22 protein-coding genes and 2 pseudogenes are annotated in these 22963 nt (G+C 57.8%); 5 read left to right on the top strand and 19 right to left on the bottom strand.

Annotation, left to right across the window (positions count from 1 at the left end; genetic code table 11):
• Positions 1-135: 135 nt before the first annotated feature.
• From murC to NSS88_RS12095, 6 genes are all read right to left on the bottom strand, one after another.
• Positions 136-1440 carry a UDP-N-acetylmuramate--L-alanine ligase gene (murC, locus tag NSS88_RS12120; protein WP_341084783.1) on the bottom strand — a complete coding sequence of 435 codons (1305 nt, stop codon included), beginning with the start codon at positions 1438-1440 and terminating at the stop codon, positions 136-138.
• 127 nt (positions 1441-1567) lie between these two features.
• Complete coding sequence (locus tag NSS88_RS12115; protein ID WP_341084780.1) at positions 1568-3847, bottom strand: DNA translocase FtsK; 2280 nt, start codon at positions 3845-3847, stop codon at positions 1568-1570.
• A gap of 56 nt (positions 3848-3903) precedes the next feature.
• On the bottom strand, positions 3904-4509 hold the full coding sequence (ytpR, locus tag NSS88_RS12110; RefSeq protein ID WP_033014508.1) for a YtpR family tRNA-binding protein: 606 nt from the start codon (positions 4507-4509) through the stop codon (positions 3904-3906).
• A 21-nt stretch (positions 4510-4530) separates the two neighbouring features.
• Complete coding sequence (locus tag NSS88_RS12105) at positions 4531-5328, bottom strand: DUF1444 domain-containing protein (protein WP_033014510.1); 798 nt, start codon at positions 5326-5328, stop codon at positions 4531-4533.
• A 46-nt stretch (positions 5329-5374) separates the two neighbouring features.
• A complete protein-coding gene (locus tag NSS88_RS12100) occupies positions 5375-5905 on the bottom strand; it encodes a DUF84 family protein (RefSeq protein WP_033009790.1) in 531 nt (176 codons plus the stop codon).
• An 84-nt stretch (positions 5906-5989) separates the two neighbouring features.
• Entirely contained in the window at positions 5990-7066 is a 1077-nt protein-coding gene (locus NSS88_RS12095) for a M42 family metallopeptidase (protein ID WP_044744770.1), read from the bottom strand.
• Between the two features lie 105 nt (positions 7067-7171).
• Here NSS88_RS12095 and NSS88_RS12090 point away from each other — a divergent pair, with 105 nt between their 5' ends.
• Positions 7172-7468, top strand: coding sequence for a PepSY domain-containing protein (locus tag NSS88_RS12090; protein ID WP_049625016.1), 297 nt, complete (start codon positions 7172-7174; stop codon positions 7466-7468).
• Here NSS88_RS12090 and NSS88_RS12085 read toward each other — a convergent pair.
• On the bottom strand, positions 7463-8314 hold the full coding sequence (locus tag NSS88_RS12085; protein ID WP_055358934.1) for a YtnP family quorum-quenching lactonase: 852 nt from the start codon (positions 8312-8314) through the stop codon (positions 7463-7465). The two genes, NSS88_RS12090 and NSS88_RS12085, sit on opposite strands and share 6 nt — an antisense overlap.
• A 481-nt stretch (positions 8315-8795) precedes the next feature.
• Positions 8796-9443 (bottom strand): tRNA (guanosine(46)-N7)-methyltransferase TrmB, encoded by a 648-nt coding sequence (gene trmB, locus NSS88_RS12080; RefSeq protein ID WP_033009793.1) that lies wholly within the window; start codon positions 9441-9443, stop codon positions 8796-8798.
• A 139-nt stretch (positions 9444-9582) separates the two neighbouring features.
• On the opposite strand from trmB, the gene NSS88_RS12075 reads away from it, so the two are divergent.
• Positions 9583-9852 carry a YtzH-like family protein gene (locus NSS88_RS12075; protein ID WP_055358935.1) on the top strand — a complete coding sequence of 90 codons (270 nt, stop codon included), beginning with the start codon at positions 9583-9585 and terminating at the stop codon, positions 9850-9852.
• A 51-nt stretch (positions 9853-9903) separates the two neighbouring features.
• Here NSS88_RS12075 and NSS88_RS12070 read toward each other — a convergent pair whose 3' ends face one another.
• The 6 genes and pseudogenes from NSS88_RS12070 to pepV all read right to left on the bottom strand — a co-directional run bounded on the left by NSS88_RS12070 (position 9904) and on the right by pepV (position 16518).
• The gene (locus NSS88_RS12070; RefSeq protein ID WP_055358936.1) at positions 9904-10689 is read right to left on the bottom strand and encodes a phosphotransferase family protein; all 786 of its coding nucleotides are present in this window, start codon (positions 10687-10689) and stop codon (positions 9904-9906) included.
• A gap of 135 nt (positions 10690-10824) precedes the next feature.
• Positions 10825-12228 (bottom strand): annotated as a pseudogene (gene pulA, locus NSS88_RS12065) (type I pullulanase); the annotation flags it as partial.
• 105 nt (positions 12229-12333) lie between these two features.
• On the bottom strand, positions 12334-13269 hold the full coding sequence (locus NSS88_RS12060) for a hypothetical protein (protein ID WP_055358937.1): 936 nt from the start codon (positions 13267-13269) through the stop codon (positions 12334-12336).
• A gap of 4 nt (positions 13270-13273) precedes the next feature.
• The gene (thpR, locus tag NSS88_RS12055) at positions 13274-13852 is read right to left on the bottom strand and encodes an RNA 2',3'-cyclic phosphodiesterase (RefSeq protein ID WP_049626118.1); all 579 of its coding nucleotides are present in this window, start codon (positions 13850-13852) and stop codon (positions 13274-13276) included.
• Entirely contained in the window at positions 13849-15033 is a 1185-nt protein-coding gene (malA, locus tag NSS88_RS12050; RefSeq protein ID WP_055358938.1) for a maltose permease, read from the bottom strand. The genes thpR and malA overlap by 4 nt, the downstream gene beginning before the upstream one ends.
• 69 nt (positions 15034-15102) lie before the next feature.
• A complete protein-coding gene (pepV, locus tag NSS88_RS12045; RefSeq protein WP_081106604.1) occupies positions 15103-16518 on the bottom strand; it encodes a dipeptidase PepV in 1416 nt (471 codons plus the stop codon).
• A 250-nt stretch (positions 16519-16768) separates the two neighbouring features.
• On the opposite strand from pepV, the gene NSS88_RS12040 reads away from it, so the two are divergent.
• Positions 16769-16990 (top strand): DeoR family transcriptional regulator, encoded by a 222-nt coding sequence (locus tag NSS88_RS12040; RefSeq protein ID WP_033014532.1) that lies wholly within the window; start codon positions 16769-16771, stop codon positions 16988-16990.
• Positions 16991-17085: 95 nt separating this feature from the next.
• Here the strand turns inward: NSS88_RS12040 and NSS88_RS12035 are convergent, their stop codons facing one another.
• Complete coding sequence (locus tag NSS88_RS12035; protein WP_055358939.1) at positions 17086-17832, bottom strand: pseudouridine synthase; 747 nt, start codon at positions 17830-17832, stop codon at positions 17086-17088.
• A 104-nt stretch (positions 17833-17936) separates the two neighbouring features.
• On the opposite strand from NSS88_RS12035, the gene NSS88_RS12030 reads away from it, so the two are divergent.
• A complete protein-coding gene (locus NSS88_RS12030) occupies positions 17937-18149 on the top strand; it encodes a hypothetical protein (RefSeq protein ID WP_033006856.1) in 213 nt (70 codons plus the stop codon).
• 201 nt (positions 18150-18350) lie between these two features.
• On the opposite strand, the gene NSS88_RS12025 is transcribed toward NSS88_RS12030, so the two are convergent.
• Positions 18351-19976 carry a putative polysaccharide biosynthesis protein gene (locus NSS88_RS12025; RefSeq protein WP_055358940.1) on the bottom strand — a complete coding sequence of 542 codons (1626 nt, stop codon included), beginning with the start codon at positions 19974-19976 and terminating at the stop codon, positions 18351-18353.
• Between the two features lie 112 nt (positions 19977-20088).
• Here NSS88_RS12025 and NSS88_RS12020 point away from each other — a divergent pair, with 112 nt between their 5' ends.
• Positions 20089-21399, top strand: a complete 1311-nt coding sequence (locus NSS88_RS12020; RefSeq protein WP_341084754.1) for an NAD(P)/FAD-dependent oxidoreductase — start codon at positions 20089-20091, stop codon at positions 21397-21399.
• A 192-nt stretch (positions 21400-21591) separates the two neighbouring features.
• Here NSS88_RS12020 and NSS88_RS12015 read toward each other — a convergent pair whose 3' ends face one another.
• The 3 genes and pseudogenes from NSS88_RS12015 to NSS88_RS12005 form a co-directional block, all read right to left on the bottom strand.
• Positions 21592-21771 (bottom strand): sporulation protein Cse60, encoded by a 180-nt coding sequence (locus NSS88_RS12015; RefSeq protein ID WP_008880941.1) that lies wholly within the window; start codon positions 21769-21771, stop codon positions 21592-21594.
• A gap of 105 nt (positions 21772-21876) precedes the next feature.
• Positions 21877-22164, bottom strand: a pseudogene (locus tag NSS88_RS12010) (peptidase M4 family protein); the annotation flags it as partial.
• A gap of 253 nt (positions 22165-22417) precedes the next feature.
• Positions 22418-22732, bottom strand: coding sequence for a rhodanese-like domain-containing protein (locus NSS88_RS12005; RefSeq protein ID WP_061580659.1), 315 nt, complete (start codon positions 22730-22732; stop codon positions 22418-22420).
• Positions 22733-22963: the final 231 nt, after the last annotated feature.

Genomic DNA, 22963 nt, shown 5'->3' with positions numbered 1-22963 from the left:
CTTGCCGTCCGGACCGCCTCATCCCGTTTGTACCCGTTTGCCTCCGCCTTTAAACGTTCACCGCCGTCTCATTCGATTCCTGCCGCCCAACGAAAAACGGGCTGTTTTGGTCACAGCCCGCTTCCCGGCCGGCCGCTACGCGGACAGAACGGCCTGTTCGTACGCCCGTTGAAATTTTTGAATATCGCCGGCTCCCATAAACACCAACACTGCATCCGGATGCTGCTTCAACACTGCGACGTTGTCTTCTTCAAGCAGCTGCGAGCGCGGAATTTGCGCCTGCAAATCGCGGATGGACAGCTTGCCCTCGCGTTCGCGCGCCGAGCCGAAAATATCGCATAAATAGACGTGGTCGGCCTGCTTTAAACTTTCGGCAAACTCGCGCAAAAACGTCTGCGTTCGCGTATACGTGTGCGGCTGGAAAATGGCGACGACCTCGCGTCCCGGATATTTTTGCCTTGCCGCCTCCAATGTGGCGGTAACTTCGCGCGGATGATGCGCATAATCGTCAATCAACACCTGGCGCCCGACCGTTTTTTCGCTGAAGCGGCGTTTCACCCCTTGGAACGTCTGCAGCCGGGCGGCGATCGTGCCGGCGTCAATGCCTTCATAGTGGCAAAGGGCGATGACCGCGAGCGCATTCAGCACGTTATGGGTGCCAAAGCGCGGGATGGAAAAAGAGGCAAAAAACGTGTTGCGCACGAACACGTCAAACGCCGTCCCTTCGGGCGTCTTGACAATATTGCGCGCCTGAAAATCGTTTTCGTCGCTAAGCCCGTAAAACAAAATCGGCACTTTCGCCTGGAGATTCGGCAAATACGGATCATCCCCGCAGGCGACAATCGCCTTGTTCACTTGTTCCGCCATTTGTTGGAAGGCGGAAAAGACGTCGTCAATATTGGCAAAATAGTCGGGGTGGTCGAAGTCAATGTTCGTCATGATTGCATAATCGGGAAAATAGGACAAAAAATGCCGGCGGTACTCGCACGCCTCAAACACAAAGTATTTGCTCCCCGGCTCCCCTCTTCCCGTTCCGTCCCCAATTAAATATGACGTAGGGTGCGCCCCTTGCATCACGTGAGCGAGCAAGCCCGTCGTCGTCGTCTTTCCATGTGAGCCGGTCACCGCGATGCTTGTGAATTTCCCCGCCAGCTCGCCCAAAAAGCGGTGGTATCGAATGACAGGGACGCCGAGTTGACGGGCCGCTTCGATTTCCTCATGCGTATCGGAAAAGGCGTTGCCGGCAATGACCGTATAACCTGGGCGGATATTGTCTTTGGAAAAAGGCAAAACCGGGATGCCCCGTTCCTCGAGCGCCTTTTGCGTAAAAAACCACTTTTCTACATCCGACCCTTGCACTGTATAACCGAGATCATGAAGCACTTGTGCAAGCGCGCTCATTCCCGTGCCTTTGATGCCAACAAAATGGTAAACTGTCATCGCTAAGCCCTCCAGCCATCTTCTCTCTGTAGAACAGTATATGATATTCGTCTAGTTTTGCCATTTGCTTCATGCCGCCGCGCCGGCGGTTTCATTTCCCCATTATAGCACGGCCGGCGGCAAAACACTACCGCCCGGAAGCAACGCCGTTGGCAGAGCGCCCTCCGTGCTCCCCGCGCCAGCGCGCCCACTCTTCCTCGCTCATCAGCACATCGCGCGGTTTGCTGCCGCGCGCTTCCGAGATGAGCCCATGATGCTCCATCATCTCGATGAGCCGGGCGGCGCGGTTGTAGCCGATGCGGAAATGACGCTGCAAACTTGACGTTGACGCCCCTCCCTGGGCGATGACAAACCGGCATGCTTCGTCAAACAGCTCGTCGTCTTCCTCGCCGAACGCCGCCGCTTGCCGGAACTCGTCCGGACTGAACATGTACGAAGGGGCTTGCTGCGCTTTCACGTGGGCGGTGACCCGCTCAATTTCTTCATCAGAAATGAAGCAGCCTTGCAACCGCACCGGCTTGGCTGACCCGTTTTCCAAAAAAAGCATATCGCCGCGCCCAAGCAGCCGCTCGGCGCCGTTCACATCCAAAATCGTGCGCGAGTCGACTTGGGAAGAAACAGAAAAGGCGATGCGCGTCGGAATGTTCGCCTTGATCAAGCCGGTGATGACGTCAACCGACGGCCGTTGCGTGGCGATCAACAAGTGAATGCCGCACGCCCGCGCCTTTTGCGCCAAGCGGCAAATCGATTCCTCGACATCGGCCGGGGCGGCCATCATCAAATCAGCCAGTTCGTCGATGACGATGACGATGTACGGCAACGGCGCCTCACTTCCCCCGCTTGCACGCAGACGGTCATTGTATTTTTCAAGATCGCGCACGCCGGCATGGACAAACAGCTCGTACCGCCGCTCCATTTCGCCGACCGCCCACTTGAGCGCCCCGGCGGCTGCTTTTGCTTCGGTGATGACCGGGCTGAGCAAATGCGGCAAGCCGTTGTACGGGGCAAGCTCCACCATTTTTGGATCAATCAGCAGCCACTTCACCTCATGCGGGGCGGCTTTGTACAACATGCTGACAAGCATAGCGTTCATGCAGACGCTTTTGCCTGACCCGGTCGCCCCGGCAATGAGACCATGGGGCATGTTGCGGATATCGGTCACGACCGGCGCGCCGCTGATGTCAAGCCCAAGGGCGACAGTGAGCGGAGAGCGGCGCTCGCGGAAGGCGCGGTCGTCTAAAATCTCCCGCAGCCGCACCGGACGGCTCGATGGGTTCGGCACTTCAATGCCGATCGTCCGCTTTCCGGGAATCGGCGCTTCAATCCGAATGTCTTTCGCTGCCAAACTCAGTTTAATGTCGTCCGTCAAGCTCGTAATTTTGCTTACTTTCACGCCCAAATCGGGCTGCACTTCAAACTGCGTCACCGTCGGCCCTTGCGTTGCCCCAACGACCTTCGCTCCGATATGGAAGCTCGCAAACGTCCGGTCGAGGCGGGCGCATTGTTCGCGAATCCACTGTTCGTCAGCAGACGCCGCCTCCCCGGGCGGCTCAAGCAACGCAGACGGCGGCAGCGAATAGCCGTCCCGGCGCGAGCGTTCCTCGAGCTTGCGCCGGTCTTCCTTTAGCATCATCACATTGTACGGGATGCGCGCCCGTCCGAGACGGGGAGAAGACAGCCGCGCTTCTTCTTCCCGTCCGGCGCCTTTCTCCGCCCCATGGCCGCGTTGCCCCTCATCCGGTCGCGGCGCTCCTTCTTCTAGCACCTTGGTGATCTTCTCCGCCGCCGTTTCATTCTCAATCGCCTCTTCAAGCCGCGGACCGACGCCAAAGACGGACCGCTCCTCTTCCTCTTGCCCGGCGCCCCTTTCCTGCTGATCGTGCTGCCGCTCATCCGATCGCGGCGCCCCTTCTTCCGCGGCCTTGGCCATAGTCTCTGCTGCCGTTTCGCTCCCGGCCGCAACGGCGGCTTGTTCATCCGGTGGGGCGGTCGCTTTGCTGTTCTCTTCCTGTTCGGGCGGCGCCAAAGAGGCGGAGCGGCTTTGCTCCGGCTTAAAGTCGGAAACCGGCGTTCGTTTTGCCCCCCGCTGTTCGCCGCCCTGTCTTTGATACCCAAATACCGGCGACGGCACATCGGACGGGCGGAACGGGCGTTTTTCCGCCGTTTCCCGCGCCAGGCTGTCTGACGGGCGGCCAGAGGCCGGCCGCGTTCTTCCCCCGTCTACCAACCGCTGCGGCTGTTTCTGTTCCTCCCGCGGCTGATCGTCGGGAATGAGCGGAAACCGAAAGCGGCCTTGCGGGTATTGGTACACCACTTTCGCCTCTGCACGCTCCGGTTGAGGAATGGGCGGCTGTTCCTTCTCTTCTTCCTCCGCGAACATGCGAAGCCATCGTTTCCAAAATTTCATCGGCCGTTTCACTCTTTCTATTTCATTCATTGTCGGCAAAAACGCCGCCGGGACGGTCAAAACACGAACGGCTGGCCGACTTCGTACTCGTCGGAGAGCACAAGAATCCCTTTTTCTTGCGGGGCGTTCGGCAGCCCGAGTTCGCGCGCCGAACAAATCATGCCGGATGACCGGACGCCGCGCAGCTCGCTTTCCTGAATGACAAGGCCGCTCGGCATGACGGCGCCGATTTTGGCGACGACGACTTTCTGCCCGGCGGCGACGTTCGGCGCCCCACAGACGATTTGCAGCACTTCACCGCCGACATCGACTTGGCAGACGCTCAGTTTGTCGGCGTTCGGATGCTTCGTTTTTTCTTTCACATATCCGACGACAAACTTCGGCGACAAATCAGCCTCGATCGGTTCGTCAAAACCGTTTTTCGCCAAAATGTCATTGATGACGCCAACGAGTTCTTCATCGACATCGAGCGGGCCGTTGCCGGAAAACGGATGGTATGAAGAAGCGGAAAAAATGTTGTAACCGACCGTCTCTCCGCTCCGCTCCGAAAAAATGCGAACGACGTCGCCTCGTTTCACAAACGCCCGCTCTTCGGCAGGAATCGGCTTCAGCGACACAAGCAATACATCGCCGATTCCTTCGCGATTGTAAAATACATTCATCGGTTGATTCCTCCTTGCACCTTACGTTCTCCGTTTTTTTCCTAAAATAAAAATAGGTTCTAACTCTCCGTTTTCGTACAAAAAGGATAAGGCGGTAATCGGCACGCGGCCGCCGGCAAAAAAACTCATCGTCATTTGCGCTAGAACGTCGTAGCCGACCTCGTTGCGCAAATCGGCGATAATGAGCACATCTTGATGCGGGACGGCCAACGCCATCGTCCCTTCGATGCGCGCTTCCATTTCCGCCAAAAATGCCTCGTTCAACAACCGGCTCGCATCATAGCCGTCGTTCGTGTTGACAAAATAAAACACGTTGTCCGCCACGCGGTCTTCTTTCACCGGCGTCGGCAACGACCGGACGTTGAAACGGGCGATTTCCTTCACCCGCTCGGCGCTCCACCGCTCCGCTTTCAGCATTTGTTCATCGATCAAGCGGTACGTTTTGCCTAAATCAAGCGCATAATAAATGCGCGTTTCCGCCGTATGGCCATCGTGCACAAGCGGCACGCCTTCTTTCGTCTCCGTCGGAAACGATGTCGAGCGAATGACCGGGTAAATGTTCCGCTCGTTGCCGGAAAGCGCCGCCGCTTCTTCCATCGTTTTCAGCGTTTGTTCCACGTAATAGACGATTTCGCGCACCGCTTCGTCTTTTTGATCGTGCCACTTGGCGATCACACCGGGAAGCGAAATCGTCACGCCTTTTTTCGTGCGTTCATCCTCGATGCGCATCGCATCCTGCTTGGCGTCAAAGCGAAACGTCCAGTGCGGATGGCCGCCTAGACGCTTCTTAATCGTCTCGTACATTTGCCGGCTGTCCATTCGTTTGCCTCCTTAGCATAATAGCGTCGTCAGCCGCTCCCTTTTATCATACCGTGAACGGTCCGTTTTGGCAAAAAAACTCATAGTGGCCGGCCAGCAGCTCGACGATGTGGGAAAACATCGCCGCACGCTTGATGCGCCCGTTCGTCAGCACGCCAACCGCCCCTTCATTTGCGCGAATGTTCCGCCGCCCCGTATATTCCTCCATCACCTCGCCGAGTTCTCTTCCTGCTTCAAGTCCGGCGCCGATCTCCGGCGGCAGGGCAAGGCGCGCACCCGCCGCGGTGAGAACAAGGCCGCTTCGGTCGGCCAACGCCCCCCAATTGCACAGCCACCATTGCCCGTCGATACGCATCACGCCGCCTTCCAACCCGATGCCGATCTCCGCTCCTGCCGCGTCCAGCGCCCGTTTGGCGCGGTTCATCGCCCCAAGCCGCGTTTCTTCATCGGACAGCGGCTGGACGGAGACGCCGGAGGGCACGTCCAGCGGTACAAGGCGCCACGACGGCGCGGCGAACACCGCGCGGACGGCGGCAACTTTCGCTTCGTTTTTCGTTCCGACCGCAACAGTTTTCATCATTGGCCCTCCTTCGCATGGAAAAGGAGAAGCTGCCGCTTCTCCCCCTCCCTTTGTTCCGCTCTGCCGTTCGTTTCTCTTTGCCTAGCTGTTTTGGCGGATCGCCTCAACCGTCGCCCGGTCGCACCGTTTCACGAGCTCGACGATGAGTGCTTTCGCCGCCGCATAATCGTCGACATGAATGATCGCCGCATGCGTATGAATGTAGCGGGCGCAAATGCCGATCACCGCCGATGGCACGCCGCGGTTGGCGACATGGACTCGCCCGGCGTCTGTCCCCCCGCCCGGGGAAATGAAAAATTGGTACGGCACATCAAGCGACTCGGCCGTATCGAGCACAAATTCGCGCATGCCGCGGTGCGTGATCATCGTCCGGTCGTACAGACGGACGAGCGCTCCTTTCCCGATATGGCCAAACGCCTGCTTGTCGCCGGTCATATCGTTCGCCGGGCTCGCCTCAAGGGCGAAGAAGATGTCCGGATTGATCATCGTGGCCGCCGTCTGCGCCCCGCGCAGCCCGACTTCTTCCTGCACAGTCGCGCCGGCGTACAGGACGTTCGGCAGCGCAGCGCCTTGGAGCTCTTTCAGCAGTTCAATCGCCAACCCGCAGCCAAACCGGTTGTCCCACGCCTTCGCCATCACCGTCTTCCCGTTCGCCAACGGCGTAAACGGGCTGACCGGCACGATCGGCTGGCCGGGGCGAATGCCGATGCGCTCCGCGTCGTCGCGGCTTTCCGCACCGATGTCAATGAGCATGTTTTTCAGGTCCATCGGCTTATTGCGCTGCTCTTCATCAAGCAGGTGAGGCGGAATCGAGCCGATGACGCCGATGACCGGCCCGTTGTCCGTAATAATTTGCACGCGCTGGGCGAGCAGCACTTGGTTCCACCAGCCGCCGAGCGTTTGAAAGCGGATCATGCCGTTGTCGGTGATCGCCGTCACCATAAACCCGACCTCATCCATATGACCGGCGACCATCACCGTCGGGCCGGTTTCGTCGCCGCGCTTGACGCCGAAAACGCTGCCGAGCCGGTCTTGCACCACTTCGTCGGCATACTTCGCCAGCTCTTGGCGCATAAACTGGCGCACCGGATGTTCATAGCCCGGCGCCCCCGGCAGCTCGGTCAACGTCTGAAACAATTGGAGCGTTTCTTCATTCATCGCCTATCTTCCTTTCTGTTTTCAGTTCCTTTTCCCGTTCTGCTTACCTATTTCGCCAAAATCGGCTATACTAAACCGTATCAAGGCAAAAGGAGGACCGAACGCATGGCTTGGAAAAAATGGATCGTTGGCGCCGCAGTGGGCGCCGCCGCCATCTGCGCCGTCCGCGCCGCCGCAAAGCCGACGCTTCTCGCGCCGGAACAAGCGCTCGCGATGGCGAAACGCGCGCTCGGCGGACCGCTCCCCATTCGCGGTTCATGGATTCAAGTTGCGCCGGAGCAGTATGAGAAAAACGGGTTGACGTACACTGTTTACCGCGGCGGCGTTTGCCGCGATGACGGGGACGCGGAATTTTTCGTCAACGCCTACACCGGCGCGGTCATCGAGGCCAAACCGTTATAGCGACGGCCGGTTCCGCTTCACCGCTGCGGCGATCGCGCCGTCCGCCTGCCATTTCACCGCCCGGTAATAAGCGTCGTGGTAAAACGTAAACCAGGCGTTTCGCTCCATGCCGTACGGGATCCATCGCTGTTTGGCAAAAATGGAATCCATCGGGTAGTCGTCGTACGCCATCACCCAAAGCACGTTTTGATGGGCGTGCGTCCCGAGCAAATCGCCAAGATGAATCGCCATCTCCCCGTCTGATTCGATCACCACGATCGCATGGCCGGCGCTGTGGCCGCCGGTATGTATAAGGCGGATTCCCGGAACGACTTCGGTCTCTTTCGCAAACGGAACGACTTGTTCGGCGATCGGTTCCCAGTTTTCTTTCCAATACGTATTTCGTGAACGAATGTTCGGATTTCGCATCTCATCCCACTCAACATCCGACACGATGACCGCCGCCCGCGGAAACGCCGGCACGAGCCGCCCGTCTTCCCACACTGTCAAGCCGCACGCATGGTCAAAATGAAGATGCGTCATGATGACAATGTCAATGTCGCAGCGCGCAAGCCCAAGCGCGGCAAGCGATTCATCGAGCGACGATTCTTCGGTGACGCCGAAGTTGCGCTTTTGTTTGTCGGTCAGCTTGCCGTTGCCGATGCCGGACTCAATGAGCAGCCGCTTGCCGCCCGCTTCAACCAAAATCGGGTCGGTGCGCAGCTCAATCTGGTTGTTGTCGTTTGGCGGATACTTTTTCGACCAAAGCGGCTTCGGAACGACGCCAAACATCGCCCCGCCGTCCAGGTGAGTGACGCCTCCGTTCAGCCACGTCAAGGTGATTTGCCCGATTTTCAGCTGTTCCATGTCCATCTCCCCCTTCCTTAGTGTACCATTTTCTTCATAATCGAGAAAGAAAAAAACCGCCCCGCCGTTCCGTTCTAAACCGATGGGGAAAACGGCGGTGTTCCGTGGGTGAACCGATGCGGTTCAACATTTTTCTGTTTGAGCCGACGATCATATCGATGACCAAAAACGGGATGAAAATCGGTGTGGTGCAACATGTTTCCGTTTGAGCGGGGCTGACCCAAAAGGCTGTCTGTCTTCAGGATAGACACAAAATATAGCGCGGAAGAAGCGATCGGTGTATATATAAAAACGAAAGGGGGTGTCCCGATCCTTTTGGGACACTGCCTTTTTTTGTAAGGCCGGAAACGCTCATCCGCTTTGATGTTCGCAGACTGGGCCGGCATCGTGCCCTCTTGGTCGCGGCAGCGCAGCGTCCGCCCCTGTCGGCTTTTCGTAAAACAAAAAAGAGCCCCGCCTGTTGGGGCTCTTCCGTTTGCGGCTACGCCCGCCGCGGGCGCACCGCCTCGCAGCGGTAAATGCGGTTGCCTTTAGCGGAAAACTTCTCCTCGTATTCGGTCATCACATTGCCTTCGACATCGCTCCGATGCAAATCGAGCTGAACCGCCGCGAGCACAAAGCCGTATTGCGACAAGCTGACGAGCGAGTATTCAAAAAACGACTGGTTGTCCGTTTTCAAATGAATGTCGCCGTCTTCCGTTAAAATGCGTTCATAAAGCGCCAAAAAATCCCGATATGTAAGCCGCCGCTTCTCGTGCCGCTTTTTTGGCCACGGATCGGAAAAATTCAAATAAATGCGGGAGACTTCCCCGTCGGCAAAAAATGTGCCGAGGTCTTTCGCATTGGCATTGAGCAGCCGCACGTTCGGCAGCTCGCTCTCAATCAGCTTGTCAAGCGCTGATACGAGCACGCTCGGATACAGCTCGATGCCAATGAAATTGAGATCAGGATGAAGCTTCGCCATTTCGGTGATAAATTTCCCTTTCCCCGTGCCGATTTCAATATGGATCGGCCGCTCGTTGCCGAACAGTTCGCGCCATCGCCCACGCCTCGCTTCCGGGTCGGGAATGACGTAATGCGGATAAGCGGCGATTTTGTCTTTCGCCCACGGTTTGTTGCGCAAACGCATACGGACACCTCTGCCTCGTTGAATTTGTCAGTTTGACGATATCATAGTCGCGCCCAAAGAAGCAAACGCCCGGGCATAAACGCTGCTGCGCCCGGGCATATTAACAACGTACAGCTTTGCTTGAAGGATGGTGATCGACATGACGCTCGACCATAACGACCAATTGACCGTGCTCCGCGATATTTTATCCGAACATCAACTTGATTGCTGCGGAACCGTCTCCGAATGTGAACAAATTGAGCGGCTTGTAAAGTCGCTGCTTGCCAATAGCGAAGTGAACGCCCATGTCAAGCAAATTCTTCCGAACATTTACGCCTACGGCCAAGACGGAAAATACAGCGCCGATTTAAGCGCCCACATTTCCGCTCATCAAAGCCAGCTCGCCGACTGGGTGAACGAGCTCTCCTGAACAGGGGGCGGCGCCAAACCGCCGCGCTTTGCGCTGCCGCTTCGGTGCACGTCAAAGCGGGTCGGACAACACACGGTGCAAAAACTGGAGCGACTGCTCCTTTTCTTTTTTCCAGTCCTTTCCCTTCGGCCAAAACAGCGAGTAAAGCGTATGGGCGATCGTATACCACTTCAGGCGGAGGCCAAGCTCCTCCGTCCACGCCAACCCATACTCGCGCAGCCACGCTTCCCATTCGGCGCGTGGAATGTATAGATGAAGCAGTGTGCCGATGTCAATGGCCGGATCCGCAATGACCGCCCCATCCCAATCGATCAAGTACAACGTGCCGTCATCGGCAAGCAGCCAATTGTTATGATTGATGTCACAGTGGCAAACGACATATTGATCAGCCGGCAGGAGCGGGACGCGCAGCTCAAGCCAGCCGAGCGCTTCGGAAACGGCCGCCGAACCGAGCGGATGGCGCCTCTGCTGCTCAGCGAGCGCAGCGAACATCGCCTTAGGGTGCAGCGGCGTTTTGCCAAGCCGCTGAAGCATCGTCACGAGTTCTTTCGAGCCGTGAATTTTCTTCAGCAGCGCCGCCACCTGCCTGCTCTTCATTTCATGCGGCTTCAGTTCCCGCCCGTTCAGCCATTGCTGAGCCGTAAACACATCGCCGTTTTCCAGCCGTTTCGTCCATACGAGCTTCGGGACGATGCCCTCGGCAGACAGCACGGCAAGAAACGGGGAAGAATTCCGTTTCAAAAACAGCTTCTTTCCCTCATATTCCGCAAAATACGCATCCCCTGTTGCACCGCCAGCCGGAGTGATCGCCCACTCCTTACCTAGTAACTGTTCCAAAGCATGTTCACCTGCGACTTAAAGTACAAATAAAAAGGACGGCCATCCCGCAGCCTGCTTCCGTCCATGTTACTTGTATTATACTGAAATACAACCCCGGCATGCAAACATTTTTCTTGCCAAACAAACCTCCTAGAAATAGGCAAGGCGCGGCAGCCGCTTGGCGTTCGCCATCGTCGCTTTTTGCTCCGGAGCGAGCGGCGTCGGCAAGTCCCAGCCTTCCCCATAGACGAGAATGGACGGGTCGATCGCATCGAGCGCGTCGCGCACCGACTTCATCGTTTCGATATCATGCACGCCCATCAAATCAAAACGAAACCCGTTTATGCCGTACTCTTTCGCCCAAAACACCACTGAATCGACAATCCAGCGGCGCGCCATCCGCCGCTCGGAGGCGATATCGTTGCCGACACCGGTGCCGTTGGCCGGCCGGCCGTAGGCGTCATAGCGGAAGTAATAGCCGGGAACAAGCTTCTCAAGCGGCGACTGCTCCCGGTCGTACACATGGTTGTACACCGCGTCCATCACGACGCGCAAGCCGTTCTCCTGCAGCGCGCGGATCGCCTGCTTCAGCTCGACAATGCGCGCGTATGGGTCATGCGGATCGGTGGCATAGCTTCCTTCCGGCGCATATAGATGAAGTGGATTGTATCCCCAGTTGTAGGCCGCTTGTGGATCGCGCTCATCGACCCCGGCGAAATCGGCAAACGGCATGAGCTGGACATGGGTGACGCCCAGCTCCTTCAAATAGGAAAGCCCAGTGACGGTCCCGTTCGGCCCGCGCGTATGTTCCTCCGTCAACCCGAGGTATTTTCCTTTCCAGACGGCGCCGCTGTCGGGATGGCTCGTAAAATCGCGGATGCTCAGCTCGTAAATGACGGCATCGGTCGGCGACGGGCATGGCGGAAGCGGCGGAGCAGGCTTGGCCAGCTTCGTTTTTTCCCAATCTACGATCACGCCATACTCTCCGTTGACCGAGACAGCGGTCGCATACGGGTCAACCGCCTCGCGCCAGACGCGGTTGATGCAGGCGACATACATATAGCGCGCCCGCTCCCAGTCCCCGGAGACGGCCACCGACCAGACGCCGCGCTCCCCGCGCACAAGCGGCACATAGCGGACATCGCCATGGTCTGGATGGACGAGCTTGACGCTCACGGCAGTGGCCGTCGGCGCCCAAACGCGGAAGATCGTCTGCTCTTTCGCATACTCCACGCCAAGCTTTCCGTCGTAAAAAAACTGGTCATCAAACGCTGCCGTCCGCACCACCGCCCCGATTTGCACATCGGAATCCTCCCCGGAGCGGGCGCGAATCCAATGCGTCTCTCCAAATTGAAACGGCACCGAAAACCAGCACACATATTTGACCGCATCGCCCAAGTCCTCCTTTTGTTGCACCACAAGCGGGATGTCTTCTCCGCTTGGCGCCGTCATCACAAACGGCTCCATGTTGTCGAGGCAGAGCGCTTTCGGCACGATCACTGTTATTTGATCGATCTCGTCCAAATAGGCGGCAAACGTTCTGCTGATGTGAAGCATCGCGGTTCACCCCCTTTTTTTGCCTCCCGTTAGTACTATCATACGCAAAAGAAAAAGGGCGGTGCCAAAAAAACGGCCGGTCGCCCCATCGATGCACACATGATTCTATTGTTGCCACTCATCAACGCCGCTATTCCCGTCATAACGGCGGCTCGAAAAGCTGATGCAATGCCTGAGCAGTGCTTCAGCCGCCTTCAGCTGCCCGTGCCGAAGCGGCAGGGCCGAGCCGCGCAGGCGGGAAAACCATGATTCATAGTTTCGCTTATCGATATAGCGGACAAATGGAAAGAGATGGCCACTGTCAATGTAGCCATAGCGGTTGACAACCGCCAGTTGGATCGGCCACTCCACACCGTGCCGGCGGAAAATGTCCGAAACGATTCCTTCCGTCCGCCGCAGCGAGATAACCGGGTTGACCCGCTTCACTGTGTCCGCTCCGGCGCGTTCCACCCAAAACCGGCCGGTGGAGGCGATGACGACGTTGTCCGGCTCCCCTTCGACAAACGCGAGACACCAAGCGGCCGCCGGCGTCAACAAAATCGTCTCAAGCTCGACGGCCGCCTTGCCGGCTGCCGCGACTGGCCGGTAAAAACATAAATAGGTGTCCGGAAACCGCTGCAAAAAATATTTCAACCTTTCATCGCCGTACCATGCTTCATCCACAAAAGAGATGTGCGTCATCGTTGAACTCGCCCATCTCAGCTGGAGCTCAAACAAATCGTCAAGAAACTGCCGCTTCAGCTCATCGAGGGTGGCCGCCCGGCTCAAAGACGGGGCGGGCGGCCATTCTTCGTCCATCTCCGGCTCCGGGCCGCGGCGCCAGCGGCCGATGAGCCGCTCCCACCATGACGGCTTGTCAAGCAAAAAGTCCCACGTTTCTCCCGGTTCCCGCCGCGCGCCATCGGCGTCCCGCTCCGCCTCCCAACGCGCTTTCGCCTGCTCCCATTGCCATTGTTTCAGCCGGATAAACTCCGGCACATAATGATACACATCCGTTTCATAGCGGGAAATATAATCCCGCAGCTTCAAAAGCTGCCCCATGCCTTCACCCGCTCCGGCCGTCCGGCGCGCCAAGCAACGGGAACGCGGCGATCGTCTCGTATTTCGGCGTTTTCTCCATATTCGTCCGGTACAGCACGATTTCCGGCACCGAAAACACCGTCGAAGCGGCTGGAAGCGAACGGAGCGCCTCCGGCTGAAACGGCGCCTCGCCCTGCCATTTGCGGGCGATCGTAATATGCGGGGCAAACGGCCGCCGGTCGAGGGAAAAGCCGAGCGCAAGGCACGCTTCATACACATCGCGTCGCAGCTCGTTCAACGCAGCCTCCTCTTTCACCCCTTGCCAAAAAATGCGCGGCGCCGTCCGCTCCCCGAACGTCCCCAGTCCGGCAAGCGCGAGGGAAAACGGGGCGCTTTTGGCGGCGACGGCGGCCATCGCTTCACACAGCGGCGCCATTTTCCCCGGCGGCACATCGCCTAAAAACGCGAGGGTGATATGATAATCCTCTTCATGCACCCATGTGCGAAACGGCAGCGATGACGACGCATCCCCCGAAAATCGGGCAATGGCTTGTTTCGCTTCAGACGTCAGCGGAACAGCGATAAAATAATGGCTTCGTTTCACTTCTCTTCACCTGCCGTTCGTTCTCGTTTTGCGAGCAAAAGGAGCACGAGCACACCCACGATCGTGCAGATGCTAAAAAACAAGTAGACAGCGCCGATCTGCCAACGCTCAAGCAAATATCCACCCACCAACGTGCAAAACCACGCGCCAAGGCCGTTGCCGACCGCTGAGTATAACGCCACCGCCGTCGACTGCACCCGCTCCGGCGCCAGGCGGCGCGCATATTGCAGCGCCGTCGGGATCGCCAGACCGACCGAACAGCCTTGCACGACCGTCGTCATATACACAAACCAAAGCGGCGGGTCGGCCGCATACGCCAGCCAGCGAGCCGCCGAGATGAGCGCCGCCAATAGAAGAAGCCGCACCATGCCGAAACGGCCGATGAGCCGATCCGCCGCTTTCATAAACGGCGCCTCGCTGCCGGCGGCAAACAAAAAAGCAAGGCCAATGCCGGTCAACGTCCCGCCCAGCTCATGAATGAGCAACCCGAAATACGAATTGTTGGCCAAAATCGGGCCAAACAATAAAAACGTCGCCACAAGCAGCAGCCGAAACGGGCGGGACGCCAGCAGCCCGCGCACGTCCTGCCGCGTCAGCGCCCCCGGCGCCCCCATCGGATAGCGCGGCAGGCGGGTGGCCAAAGCCGCCGCAGTGAGCAGCGCCAACGAAAAGGCGTAAAAAATGACCGCAAAGGCGATATGATCAGACAGCCAGCCGACGGCCAGCACCGCCATCGCAAACCCAAGCGACCCCCACAGCCGGATCGCCCCGTAGTTTCCTCCCTGTTCGTGCACATGGCGAAGGGCGAGGCTGTCGGAAAGCGGAACGATGGCGCTTTGCATCGCTGACAGCAGCACGGTGAGCACAACAAACAGCCGATAGCTGCCGGCGAGCGCATACATGACCCCAAACAGCGCCGCCAGAACGAGCGCTACCAGCAAAAGGCCGACCGGTTTGCGCGTGTAATCGGCCGCCGTGCCCCAAAGCGGCTGGGCCGCCATCGTCACGATCGGAGGAAGAGACATGATCCAGCCGATCGCCGCCCCCGAAAGGCGCGCCTCTTCCTGCAAATAGACGGACAAAAGCGGAAACAACGCGCCAAAAGCAAAAAAGATGAGAAAGTAAAAGAGCGGAAACACCGTTTTTCGCGCTGCCGTCCCCCGTTTGAACGCCGCTCCCATCCCGTCCCCCCCTTTCGTTAAAACAACGCCCGCCCCGCTCTCTTTTTCGCCGGAGCGGCGGACCGCCGTTTATTTCGCCAGCTCGTAGATCGCCTGCGCGTAAATGGCGGTCGCTTTCACCAAATCGTCGATTTCGATATACTCATCTTTCTGGTGGGCGACATCCGGACGGCCCGGAAACAACGCGCCAAACGCCACCCCGGCGGTCAAGGCGCGGGCGTATGTGCCGCCGCCGATGGCCAAAAGCCGGGCCGGCTCGCCCGTCTGCTCTTCGTAGACGCGCTGAAGCGTGCGGACAAGCTCGTGGCTCGGATCGATATAATGAGGTTTCGTATCGCTGAAACGGCTGAGCGCGAATCCATGTTCAGCCGCAGCGCCGGCGAGCGTCCGGCGGATCGCGTCGCCGTCGGCCGTCACCGGATAGCGGATGTTCAGCCCAATCGTTCCGCCATGCCGCCGGTCATACGACAGCACCCCGACGTTGACGGTCAAGTCGCCGCTTTGTTCGTCCCGATACGCAAGGCCGAGCCGCCGGCCGCGGGCATCGCCGAAAAAGGCGGAGGTCACAAACTGAACGAACGGCCGGCTTCGGCCATCGAGCGGAAGCGACGCCAAAAACTGCGCCAAATAGACGCCGGCGTTTTTGCCGCGCTCCGGCTCAGCGCCATGAGCGGACACCCCTTCCAATTGAAAGACGACGGCCCCTTCGCTTTGCCTCATGCTCCCCTTTACGCCGCGCTCTCGGCAAAACTGTTCATAGAGGCCAAGCAGCTCCTCCGTCCGTCCCGCTCCTTCCACCACCGCTTCGGCCGCATCCGGCACCATATTGTAGCGGCGCCCGGCTTGGAATGAGACAAGCGCGAGCCCTTCCGCCTCCGTCGATTCAGGCGGTCGGTACGACAAATCGGCGTCAATGATTCCTTTTTCGGCATGAATGATCGGAAAATCAGCATCCGGCGCAAACCCGACATCCGGCATTTCTTCCCGCTGAAAATAATGAGCGACGCAACGCCAATCGCTTTCCTCGTCGCCGCCGAGGATAAGCCGCACCCGCTTGCGGAGCGGCAAGCCGAGTTCTTTGACGATTTTCAAGGCGTAAAACGCCGCGACGGTCGGCCCTTTGTCATCGATCGCCCCGCGCCCGTAAAGGCGGCCATCCTTGACCTCAGCAGCAAACGGATCAACGGACCAGCCGTCCCCTGCCGGCACGACGTCCAGATGGCCGAGCACGCCGATGAGCTTCTCCCCTTCTCCCATTTCGATATGACCGGCATAGCCGTCGACGTTTTTAATGCGAAATCCTTCTTCTTGACCGCGAGTTAACATGTAATCGAGCGCCTCCGCCACCTTCGGGCCAAACGGCGCCCCCGGTTTCGCCCCGCCGTCATCGCGGACGCTCGGAATGCGGACAAGCGCTTTCACGTCGCGGACAAGATCGTCTTTTCGTTTCTTCGCTTCGTTCATCCAGTCGATGTTCAACGCCATTCTTCCTTTCCTTATTCAACACCCTTTGTTGCCAACGTATCATATCAAAAACAGGAAGTCAAAATGTTTCATTCGTTGCAAATCGATTTCCGTTTCATGACAAAATGTTGAAATTTTTCGTGAATAGAGGCAACCGGGTAGCATTTTCCCCCTCATTTCGTGTACAATGGTAGTAAACAGACAAAGACATCTCTCATCTGCTAGCAGTCGGTTGTGCCATGCGAATGATGCTAAGATAGGGAGTGGTCTTTTGAAACCTTCAACACATCGGATGCTTACCCGCATCAAATCCGTGTATATGTACATTAGCGAAAAAGGAACGGTTACGACCCAAGAGCTTGTTGATGAGTTCGGCACCACCCCACGAACGATCCAGCGCGACTTAAACGTGCTTATGTACAACGATCTCGTTCTCAGCCCAAGCAAGGGCAAATGGACGACCACAAACAAAAAAGTGCGCATCTCTTCGTAAACCCGGTGCCAATAGGGTAGGCAAGATGGGAGATGAACGCGAACCATTTTTCCGCAGATGAATATCCACTATTTTTCCATAAAAAAGGAACCGCGTCAGGTTCCTTTTTTTTCGTCCGTCTCTGGCCGGTATTGCTTCAACATGTCCACCTCTTCGTCCGTCAATTCCCGATACTCACCGACCTCCAAATCCGGGTCAAGGGCGAGCGGCCCCATTTGAATTCGTTTTAAATAGACGACCCGCTTGCCGACCGCTTGAAACATCCGCTTCACTTGATGGAACTTCCCTTCGGTGATCGTCACCTCGACATCGGAACGAAGGCCGGATTTCAACACAACGAGCTTGGCCGGTTTTGTTTCATAGCCGTCATCAAGGACGACGCCGCGCTGAAACGCCGCGACATCCGCTTCCGTCACTTCCCCGTCCACGACGGCAAAATACGTTTTCGGCACGTGTTTTTTCGGCGACAACAGCTGATGGGCGAGCTGGCCGTCATTCGTCAAGAGCAGCAGCCCTTCCGTATCTTTGTCAAGCCGCCCGACCGGAAACGGGGAAAACGCCCGGTCTTCTTCTTCAAGCAAATCGACGACCGTCTCTTCCACGGCATCTTCCGTCGCGGAAACGACCCCCGAAGGCTTATTCATCATCAAGTAAATGAATGGCTTGTACTCGACCGTTTCTCCCCAAACGGTCACGATTTGCTCATCCGTCCGCACTTTCGTTTTCGCATCACGAACCGGCGCGCCGTCCACTTTCACCGCTCCGGACTTGAGCAGCTTTTTCACTTCCTTCCTCGTCCCATACCCCATATGGGCGAGCAGCTTGTCAATGCGCAGCTCCACAAATCTCCCTCCTAAAAAAATGGCCTTCATTAGGCGTTCATCTAGTCCGCTTCCGCCTTCCCCCCATACACTGTGAAGGAAACATCAAGAAGGGGGATTTACCGATGAATGAATATTACTATTATGTCCCAACGTTGGATGATTACCGTCAACAGCCGCCAGCCAGCCAATTTTGGCCCGGATACCCAGGCGGGCCATTCGCCAACTGGGCGCGGCGCATCGAACGGCTTGAGCGGGCCGTCGAACGGCTCGACCGCCGGCTCGACCGGGTGGAAAGCCGCCTCGATCGCGTCGAACGCCGGCTCGGCCTGTCGTAAGCGAAATGGAGAAAGAAGGCGGGGACGACCGCCTTCTTCTTTTTTTGCCGCAAGCCGAACGGCATGGGGGAGGGCGAAAAACAGCCGTCGTCGAACCCTTTCGCTCGGGCGCCGCGATGTTCGCAAGAAGCGCCGTCCGCCAGGCTCCCGGCCTAAACGAGCCGCTTCTAGGAAACGGCCGATCCCCCCATACACCCTCGTCTACGATACCGCCTTTTTCTCTTTCCGGCGCCAAAACGCAAACCGGTCGCCAAACAGCGCCGAAAACAACCCGAAGCGGATGCTGAGAAACAAGTAGACGGCCGCCCCGACCGCTGCGCCGATGGAAACAGCGCCCACCGATTCAGCGGTGCCGGCGCGGTAATCGATCCATCGGGACGCCAGCGCCTCGACCCCCATAACCGCCGCTGACATCGCCGCCGTCAGGATGGCCATAAACGCCGTCCGGCGGGCGACAAACCGATAGCGGTAGCGCGTGCGGCGCTGAATGACCCATAAGTTGAACGCCACCGAGACGAAATAGCCCGCCATCGTGGCCACAATGGCCCCGACGGCCGACCATTTCATAATGAGCGGCGTGTTGAGCAAAAGCTTCACAAGCAAGCCGGCTGTCAAACTGACGACCGTAAACCGCTGCTCGTTGATGCCTTGCATGATCGCCGCCGTCACAGAAAACAAAGCGTACAAAATCGCCGCCGGCGCATACCAGCGCAACACTTGTTCACCAAGCGGATCATAGCTGTAAAACGAGCTGTACACCGGCCCTGCCAGCACCGCCATGCCAATCACCGCCGGGAGCGTTAAAAACATGAGCACTTGAAACGTCTGGTTCAAATATTGCCGCAGCGCTTTCCGGTCTTGCGCGACATACGCTTTCGTAATCGTCGGGATGAGCGCCAAGCTGAACGAGGTCGCGAGCGTCACGGGGATGACGACGAGCTTTTGCGCCCACATGTTGAACACGGAATACGCGTGCTCCGCGATGCTCCCGCGGCCCGCCGCCGCCATCGCGTGATTGAACGTAAACTGATCGACGAGCTGGTACAGCGACATCGACAAGCCGACAAAAACAAACGGAATCGAAGAAAGAAGCAGCTCTTTATACATCGCCAAAAGCGACACGTCCGCTTCGCCGCGGTCACGCGCAAGCAGCGACTGCAAATACGGACGCCGCTTCCACCAATAGACAAGCAACACCAAAAGCCCCGCCGCCGCCCCGACAAACGCGGCAAACGTCGCCGCGCTCACAGCGGAGACGATCGAGCCGTCCATCAGGCGCAAAATGACGTAGCACGCCCCAAGCAAAAACGCGATGCGCGCGATTTGTTCGACGACTTGCGACAGCGCCGTCGGGCCCATCGACTCATGTCCTTGGAAAAATCCGCGGATCAAGCTCATCACCGGCACGATGAGGAGCGCAAAGCTGACCGCGCGGATGACGGCCGTGACGTCGTCGACCGAGTTGACGTTCGTTTTCGCATCGATGACGTGCGGCGCCAAGATGGGCGCCAGGGCGTACAAAATGAGCCATGAGGCGATGCCGCTTGCGATCATCAAGACAAGGCCGGAGCGAAAGAGCCGATAGCCGACGCCGTATTCCCCAAGCGCGTTGTATTTCGACACAAACTTTGACACCGCCACCGGCAGCCCGCCGGTCGCCAAGCTCAAAAAAATTTGGTACGGCACATAGCCGTATCCGTACAGCGCCCCGCCGCGCTCGCCGACAAGATGGTAAAACGGGATGACGTAAAATAAACCAAGAAGGCGAGAAATCATCACGCCAGCCGTTAAAATAAACGTGCCGCGCAGCAGTTTCGATGTTGACATATGACCCCTTCCCTAGCCATGGACGTTGAAAATGATAACGTATCTATTTTACCATAGTTGTCAATGGAACGAAAAATATCGGCCACGCGCAAAAAGAAAGGGTGGAATGAACATGGGATACGACGTCATCATCATCGGCGGCGGTCCGTCCGGGCTCATGGCGGCCATCGGCGCCGGCGAAGAAGGGGCGAAGGTGCTCTTGTTGGAAAAAGGAACGAAGCTCGGGCGCAAGCTCGCCATCTCCGGCGGCGGACGCTGCAACGTGACGAATCGGCTGCCGGTGGATGAAATGGTCCGCCATATTCCCGGCAACGGCCGCTTTTTATACAGCGCCTTTTCCGTATTTAACAATGAAGACATCATCCGCTTTTTTGAGCGGCTCGGCGTGCCGCTCAAGGAGGAAGACCACGGCCGCATGTTTCCCAAAAGCGACAGCGCCCAGTCGGTCGTCGACGCGCTTGTTCGCGAATTGTCGCGCCTTGGCGTCGATGTTCGACTTGAATCGCCAGTGGCGGACGTGTTGTATGAACAAGGAAAAACAGTCGGTGTCACGCTGAAAAGCGGGGAGACGATCCACGCCCGTGCGGTTGTCGTCGCCGTCGGCGGCAAATCGGTGCCGCAAACCGGCTCAACAGGCGACGGCTATCCGTGGGCGGAAAAAGCGGGCCACACGGTGACCGAATTGTTTCCAACCGAAGTTCCGATCGTCTCGCATGAGCCGTTCATCCGAGAGCGGACGCTGCAAGGCTTGTCGCTGCGCGACGTCGCGTTAAGCGTCTTAAAGCCGAATGGCAAACCGATCATCACCCACCGGATGGATATGCTGTTTACGCACTTCGGCATTTCCGGCCCAGCTGCTCTCCGCTGCAGCCAGTTTGTCGTTAAGGCGTTGAAAAAAGCGGTGGACGGCGCGGTCAAAATGAGCATCGACGCGCTTCCGGACGTGACGCAGGAAGAGCTGTTTCAACAGTTCGTCAAGCTGTGCAAAGAGGAGCCGAAAAAGGCGATGAAAACGATCGCCAAAACGGTGCTTCCCGAGCGGTACGCCGTCTTTTTGCTCGAGCGGGCCGGCATCGACCCGCACGCCTCTGCCGGCACGGTCGGCCATGAGGCGCTGCGGGTGTTTGTCCGACAGTGCAAACAATTTACCTTTTACGTCCACGGCACGCTGCCGCTTGAGAAAGCGTTCGTCACCGGCGGCGGCGTGTCGGTCAAAGAAATTGAGCCGAAAACAATGGCCTCCAAATGCATGGCCGGCCTTTACTTTTGTGGGGAAATTTTGGACATTCACGGCTACACGGGCGGCTACAACATCACCGCCGCCCTTGTCACCGGGCGGCTCGCCGGCGTGAACGCCGCCCGCTATGCATTGGCGGAAAAAAACGGGGCGAGCGGCTCCGCGGGGCAGACAGCAACGAATTGACCGCCGTCCTCATGCCCCTCGGGTGCTCCGGGGCGTTCGCTGACATTCCGACAACGCCCGTCTTCAAGGCGGGCGATCGCAAAATTTCGCCGCCTGAAATGGAAATGCCGAAACGAAAAAAGCGTCGCCCGCTTTGGGGGGATCAGCACGAAAACGGCCAAAGAATCCCGCAGTCTGGAGCCGTGTGAAGTGTCAAGTCCGGTAAATAACCATGGCGGAAAAACAGTAGATTTGCTCGCCTTCCGATTCCATTGCCGCCACGCTGTACTTGACATCGATCAACTGTCCGTCTTTCAATCGGGCTAAAAAATCATTGACCGCCGCTTCCAAATCTTTTTCATGCTCTTTATCAAACACTTTCACTTTGTACATCGCCATTCCCCCGTTTTCTTTTTCCTTTTCTACGCATTTAGGGAAAATCCTGCCCACAAAAGGCGTCACGCGCCCCCGAACAGCGGGACGCGTGACGTCATCGTCTTAATACACTCCAACCGCATTGAACGCCTGTTTCACCGAGTTGACTTCTTGGCTTGTCGACCCGTACAAATCAGCGGCCGCTTGCACGCAGGCGGCACGCAGCTGGCTGAAGTTCGACGTCGGCGTCAAATAGTAGACAAGCGCCCGGTAGAAAATTTTCCCCATTTTGTCGCGGCCGATGCCGGTGACGCTCACGCCGTAATGGACGCCGCCTTGGCTGAGCAAGTACGCCGCTTTATTGATGATGCCGCTGTTCGTATGGACGCCGCCGTTGTCTTGCGTGCCGGTTTATTTTACTGAAAATTATAACGTTTTTTCTGTCTGCTTCCATCGCCCTTCGGCACTAAAAAACAAAACAGGCGCCCCAAACGATTGGGACACCTGTCGAACAAAACGTGCAGGCCGCCTTCGGCTGCCGACTGCATGTCGGCCAAAACTGTGATGTCTCGTTAACATGGAAACCTTCTTCACGAAAGCCCGCATCGCCATTCGCACGGACGCCCGGCCGCGGTCAGGCGGAAACGGCAGGCGCGACGAGGCATCATCGTTTCCGCACCGTTTCCCCTTCCCACTCAAGCATGCCGCCTGTCATGTTGCAAACACGGTAGCCGCGCTCTTGTAAATAGCGGCAGACGTTTTCGCTACGCCGCCCGGAGCGGCAGACGAAAATATATTCTTCATTGCGGTCGAATTCCTCAAGCCGATCGGGGATGTCGCCCATTTTGATATGCTTGGCGCCCGGAATCATGCCGAGGGCGACTTCCTCGTCTTCGCGCACATCGACAATGTTCAGCTTTTCACCGCGTTCGAGTTTTTCCTTCACCTCAGCCGGGGTAATTTCTTTGATCTCTTCCATGGCGGACCGACTCCTTTCTTTGATCGTTTCAGCAAACGGTTCTTGCTTTTGGCCGCTTCGACAAACGGCGGCGAGAAAGCGCAGTTTCCCCGCCCGCTGCCTAAAAGCACATCGGCGATGGACGCCCGCTTCCGCGCCAAGCGGAGGGACAAAGCCGGCCCAGACGGCGTGGGCGCCGTTGCGGTTGCTTCGCAGGAAACGGCACGCGCCACCGCCTGTGCGGATCGAACA

The sequence above is a fragment of the Geobacillus sp. FSL W8-1251 genome (genome assembly GCF_038005945.1).
GTDB classification, from domain to species: Bacteria; Bacillota; Bacilli; order Bacillales; family Anoxybacillaceae; genus Geobacillus; species Geobacillus stearothermophilus.
This window is presented reverse-complemented; position numbering and strand designations above follow the sequence as displayed.

What these genes read in the sequence shown, in the direction of transcription:
- NSS88_RS12085 (WP_055358934.1), bottom strand. Translation starts at nt 8,314, where the DNA reads ATGGAACAGCTGAAAATCGGGCAAATCACCTTGACGTGGCTGAACGGA.
- NSS88_RS12115 (WP_341084780.1), bottom strand. Translation starts at nt 3,847, where the DNA reads ATGAAATTTTGGAAACGATGGCTTCGCATGTTCGCGGAGGAAGAAGAG.
- NSS88_RS12015 (WP_008880941.1), bottom strand. Translation starts at nt 21,771, where the DNA reads ATGTACAAAGTGAAAGTGTTTGATAAAGAGCATGAAAAAGATTTGGAA.
- malA (WP_055358938.1), bottom strand. Translation starts at nt 15,033, where the DNA reads ATGGGAGCGGCGTTCAAACGGGGGACGGCAGCGCGAAAAACGGTGTTT.
- NSS88_RS12105 (WP_033014510.1), bottom strand. Translation starts at nt 5,328, where the DNA reads ATGGACAGCCGGCAAATGTACGAGACGATTAAGAAGCGTCTAGGCGGC.
- NSS88_RS12005 (WP_061580659.1), bottom strand. Translation starts at nt 22,732, where the DNA reads ATGGAAGAGATCAAAGAAATTACCCCGGCTGAGGTGAAGGAAAAACTC.
- NSS88_RS12020 (WP_341084754.1), top strand. Translation starts at nt 20,089, where the DNA reads ATGGGATACGACGTCATCATCATCGGCGGCGGTCCGTCCGGGCTCATG.
- murC (WP_341084783.1), bottom strand. Translation starts at nt 1,440, where the DNA reads ATGACAGTTTACCATTTTGTTGGCATCAAAGGCACGGGAATGAGCGCG.
- NSS88_RS12025 (WP_055358940.1), bottom strand. Translation starts at nt 19,976, where the DNA reads ATGTCAACATCGAAACTGCTGCGCGGCACGTTTATTTTAACGGCTGGC.
- ytpR (WP_033014508.1), bottom strand. Translation starts at nt 4,509, where the DNA reads ATGAATGTATTTTACAATCGCGAAGGAATCGGCGATGTATTGCTTGTG.
- NSS88_RS12060 (WP_055358937.1), bottom strand. Translation starts at nt 13,269, where the DNA reads ATGGGGCAGCTTTTGAAGCTGCGGGATTATATTTCCCGCTATGAAACG.
- NSS88_RS12090 (WP_049625016.1), top strand. Translation starts at nt 7,172, where the DNA reads ATGGCTTGGAAAAAATGGATCGTTGGCGCCGCAGTGGGCGCCGCCGCC.
- pepV (WP_081106604.1), bottom strand. Translation starts at nt 16,518, where the DNA reads ATGGCGTTGAACATCGACTGGATGAACGAAGCGAAGAAACGAAAAGAC.
- NSS88_RS12100 (WP_033009790.1), bottom strand. Translation starts at nt 5,905, where the DNA reads ATGAAAACTGTTGCGGTCGGAACGAAAAACGAAGCGAAAGTTGCCGCC.
- NSS88_RS12075 (WP_055358935.1), top strand. Translation starts at nt 9,583, where the DNA reads ATGACGCTCGACCATAACGACCAATTGACCGTGCTCCGCGATATTTTA.
- trmB (WP_033009793.1), bottom strand. Translation starts at nt 9,443, where the DNA reads ATGCGTTTGCGCAACAAACCGTGGGCGAAAGACAAAATCGCCGCTTAT.
- NSS88_RS12095 (WP_044744770.1), bottom strand. Translation starts at nt 7,066, where the DNA reads ATGAATGAAGAAACGCTCCAATTGTTTCAGACGTTGACCGAGCTGCCG.
- NSS88_RS12030 (WP_033006856.1), top strand. Translation starts at nt 17,937, where the DNA reads ATGAATGAATATTACTATTATGTCCCAACGTTGGATGATTACCGTCAA.